Genomic DNA, 4657 nt, shown 5'->3' with positions numbered 1-4657 from the left:
CCTGCGGTGCACGCTGCGCGTGCACCGCAGGTTTTAGCTCTGGATTTTAATTATGCTGAGGTACTTAGACGCAGTGCAGTTAAACTAAGACATAAAGATCATAGATTTAGATCATAAATTACAAGGCATGGCACTTTTTACACTGCGATCGCTCAGAAAAGACTTTGGTATCAAAGAAATCCTCAAGGATGCTAGTTTTAGCCTCGATGAAGGCGACAAAGTTGGGTTGATCGGAACCAATGGATCGGGAAAGTCTACATTACTCAAAATGATTGCGGGACTTGAGCATAGCGATGGGGGCGAACTATGGGTCAATTCCAGTGCCAAAATCATTTACTTGCCACAACAACCAGACTTAAATGAAGAAAATACCGTACTCGAACAAGTGTTTGCCGATAGTGGCGAACAGATGGCATTGGTTAAGGAATATGAGGAGATCTCCGATAAATTGACCCACGGACATGGGGATCAGGATCGTTTACTAGAGCAGCTATCGCGGGTCTCCGAACGGATGGATCTAACGGGCGCATGGGATTTGGAAACCAATGCCAAAATCGTCTTAACCAAATTAGGAATTGACGATCTCGAAGCGAAAATCGGGAGCCTTTCAGGGGGATATCGTAAACGGATTGCGATCGCCTCAGCCTTACTCTCTGCTCCCGATGTTTTATTAATGGACGAGCCAACTAACCACCTTGATGCGCTCTCTGTGGAATGGTTACAAAGCTACCTTAATCGCTATCGTGGTGCATTATTACTCATTACCCACGATCGCTATTTTCTGGATAAAGTTACCAATCGGATTATTGAAATCGATCGCGGCGATTTGTATTCCTATGCAGGCAACTATTCCTATTACTTAGAAAAAAAAGCTGAAGCCGAAGAATCCGTATTAAGCACACAACGCAAACACGCTGGACTATTGCGACGAGAATTGGAATGGCTCAAAAAAGGTCCTAAGGCGAGAAGTACTAAACAAAAAGCTCGCATCGATCGCGCCCATGCCCTGCAAGCAACTGAATTCAAACAGGCTAATGCGAAAGTTGATATCACCACCGCAGGGCGGCGCATTGGCAAAAAAGTGGTCGAACTTGATCGCATTGGTAAATCCTACGGCGATCGTACTTTAATTAAGGGCTTTTCCTATAACTTTACCCCCGAAGACCGCATCGGCATTATTGGTAGCAATGGTGCTGGCAAGTCCACCTTGATGAATATTGTCACGGGACGTTTGCAGCCCGACGAAGGAACGGTCGAAATTGGTACAACAATCCATTTTGGCTACTTCGATCAGCATTCGGACGATCTCGCTGAACATGGCAATCAGCGAGTAATTGACTATCTGAAGGATGTTTCGGAATTAGTCAAAACTGCCGATGGTAGTGTGATTACAGCTTCGCAAATGTTAGAGCGCTTTCTTTTTCCTCCCAATCAGCAATATGCACCAATCAATAAACTCTCTGGAGGGGAAAAGCGACGTTTATTTCTATTAAAAGTATTGATGGCGGCTCCGAATGTCTTAATTCTTGACGAACCGACCAATGATCTTGACGTTCAGACCCTCGCAGTTTTAGAAGAATATCTCGAAGATTTTAACGGTTGTGTGATTGTGGTTTCCCACGATCGCTACTTTCTCGACCGTACTGTGGATATGGTGTTTTCTTTTGAGAAGGCTGGAGAAGTCCGTCTATATCCTGGCAATTATTCGGTTTACTTGGAATATAAAAAAGATGAAGTGGAGGCCGAGAAGGATGCTAATGTCACCAAAGAACTATCGCATAAAGCTGCTAAAGAGCAAAAGCCGAATAATTCGGTTCCATCCAAACCATTAACTCCATCAACGACGGAAGTCGCTAAGCCCAAAACCGAGATCAAAAGAGCATCACAACTTTCCTATAAAGAAAAACGTGAGTATGAATCGCTAGAAGCAAAAATCCCCAAACTGGAAGAAGAAAAAAGCCAAGTGGAGAAAAAACTTTATCATAATCCTCCCAGTGGACATCAAGAACTACAAAAGCTGTCCGATCGTTTAGCCGAGTTAACCCAAGAAATTGATCGTTCAACCGAGCGATGGCTCGAACTCGCTGAACGAATTTAGCTGCTATATTCTTATTAGTTTAATAGCTTCGCCCATAACATTGCAGTGATGAAACCCGCTCAATCTGACCAGACGATATCTAGTGATTCAACTAGTAGTTCAAATTGGAATCTATCTCGATTTGGTTTGGATTTTAAAAATCATCGCTGGTGGATGGAGATGCTCTGCATCGCGATCGCCTATTTTGTGGTGTCGAGGATCACGGCTAATACAATTATTGCCAAAAGTATTGGACCATCCCCTGTTTGGCCTGGAGCGGGGGTGATCGTAGGATTGCTTTTAGTTTGGGGGCGATCGCGCTGGTTGGGTGTTTTCTTAGGGGCGTTGTATCTCAATTCCCACCGCAGTGGGCTTTCAATTCAAGCGATATTTACCGCTTCAGGTTCGACCATTGGCTCCTTAATCACAGTCTCTTTGATTTTGCACCTCACGGGTACAAATTATCCCTTCAAGCAAGTTCGCCATGTAGTTATCTTCTCCCTATGCTCGTTATTTAGCGGGACAGTGCTTCAGACGATCACAGGAGTCACTAGTTATATGTTGCTGGGCATGTATATCAAGGGCGGATTTTGGAGCTTTTTCTGGCCTTGGTGGATTGGTGATTCGGTGGGGGTTCTCCTCTTTGCGCCCTTAGTATTGGCATGGTTGCGATCGCTTCAGGATAGTGCCATTCAATCTTGGCGAAGTTGGGAAGTCTTAACAGCTATAACGAGTCTGATTGCCGTTGCTTATTTTTCCTTTTATGACAGCCAACCAATCGAATACCTATTATTACCACCTTTACTATGGTCGGCTTTTCGGTTTGGGGCAAAGTTAACAACTTTGTTGGTGATGCTTGTGGGGATGACCGCCTCAGTGGCTACAGCCTATAAATATGGGATTTTTTATAAAGCCATGGAAAAGGGAGATTCCCTGCTACTTTTGCAAATTTTTATGGGCGTAATTGCCGTAGCAACCATGGCTGTTCTCGCGATCGTTGCTGAAAACCGTAAAGCAAATCTCCGTTTGCAAATGGCTAATGCCGACTTAGAGCAGAGGGTCTTAGATCGCACTAGAGAGTTGCGCCAGAGCGAAACAAAAGCCTTAGAACTAGCTGCTAAGGCTGAAGCGGCAAATCAGGCTAAAAGTACTTTTATTGCCAATATGAGTCACGAACTGCGATCGCCATTAAATGCGGTGATTGGCTTTTCGCAGCTCATGATGCGGACAAACGACTTACCAAGGGAACATTATGAAAATGTCAGTATTATCAATCGCAGTGGTGATTATTTATTGACATTAATCAATAATATTCTCGACCTATCGAAAATTGAAGCGGGTAAGACAACGCTCAATAGGCAAAATTGCGATTTGTACTATCTCCTTGAAGATTTGGAGGATATGCTCCAGCTAAGGGCGACCAATGCGGGAATAGAGTTGATTTTTGTGAAAGATGATCGGGTGCCGCGCTTTATCCGTATTGATGAAGTTAAGCTCCGCCAAGTTTTAATTAATTTACTTGGCAATGCCATCAAATTTACGAAAATGGGGAATGTCAAGCTGCTCGTTTCAACTATCGATGTTGCCGAACAAGACTGCACTTTAAATTTTAGCGTTCGGGATACAGGGGTGGGGATCGCCCCTGAAGAGTTGTCAGATTTATTTGTTTCGTTTTCTCAAGCTCAAGCGGGAAAGGAAAAACAAGAAGGGACAGGACTAGGCTTATCCATTAGTCAAAGGTTTGTCCAATTAATGGGCGGAGAAATTACCGTGGCTAGCGAACTTGGTAAAGGTACGACCTTTCAATTTCAAATTCCCGTACAGTTGGGTAAAGAAGCGATCGCTGATACTAATCCCAAAATGCGGACTTTAGCCCTTGCCCCCGATCAACCCACTTACAAAATTTTAGTTGTCGATGATAAACCCATTAATTGCCAACTATTGATTAAGTTATTGCAACCGATGGGCTTTGAGGTGCAAGAGGCGAGTAACGGACAAGAAGCGATCGCTATTTGGGATCGCTGGGAACCGCATCTAATCTGGATGGATATGCGAATGCCCATCATGGATGGATATGAAGCCACAAAACATATTAAGTCCACCATTAAAGGGAATGCGACGGCTGTAATTGCCCTCACTGCTAGCGTTTTAGAAGAAGAAAAAGCCATCCTGCTTTCGGCTGGGTGTGATGACTTCATTCGCAAGCCTTTTAGCGAACAGATGATTTTTGATACCCTTGCGAAGCATCTTGGCGTAAGCTATTTATACGAACAGATTCCCACTCACGCTCAGGAGCTAGAATCTTCTTCCCTAGAGATAAACTTAACTTCTGAAAATTTAAAAATTATGTCCGAAAGCTGGATTATGCAGTTATACAAAGCAGCAATGGAAGCGGACAAAAATATTGTGATTGGGTTAATCGATCAAATTCCCGAAGAAGAAATTTCCCTAGCGCGATCGCTAACAAAACTAGCCCGTAATTTCCAGTTTGAGAAATTAATTGACCTCACCGAGCCTGTCATATTTAACGTGAGTTCGGGATAATTTGAAACGGGCTTTGAGGAAGGGTTTGCGTAGCAA

General features: G+C 43.8%; 2 protein-coding genes. Both read left to right on the top strand.

The window, feature by feature from the left end:
- The first annotated feature begins 127 nt into the window (after window positions 1–127).
- Window positions 128–2098 carry an ABC-F family ATP-binding cassette domain-containing protein gene (locus tag PSE7429_RS21415; protein ID WP_009629464.1) on the top strand — a complete coding sequence of 657 codons (1971 nt, stop codon included), beginning with the start codon at window positions 128–130 and terminating at the stop codon, window positions 2096–2098.
- A gap of 48 nt (window positions 2099–2146) precedes the next feature.
- The gene (locus PSE7429_RS21410; protein ID WP_009629463.1) at window positions 2147–4621 is read left to right on the top strand and encodes an MASE1 domain-containing protein; all 2475 of its coding nucleotides are present in this window, start codon (window positions 2147–2149) and stop codon (window positions 4619–4621) included.
- Window positions 4622–4657 lie beyond the last annotated feature (36 nt).

Origin of the sequence: Pseudanabaena biceps PCC 7429 (assembly GCF_000332215.1) — a bacterium.
GTDB classification, from domain to species: Bacteria; Cyanobacteriota; Cyanobacteriia; order Pseudanabaenales; family Pseudanabaenaceae; genus Pseudanabaena; species Pseudanabaena biceps.
This window is presented reverse-complemented; position numbering and strand designations above follow the sequence as displayed.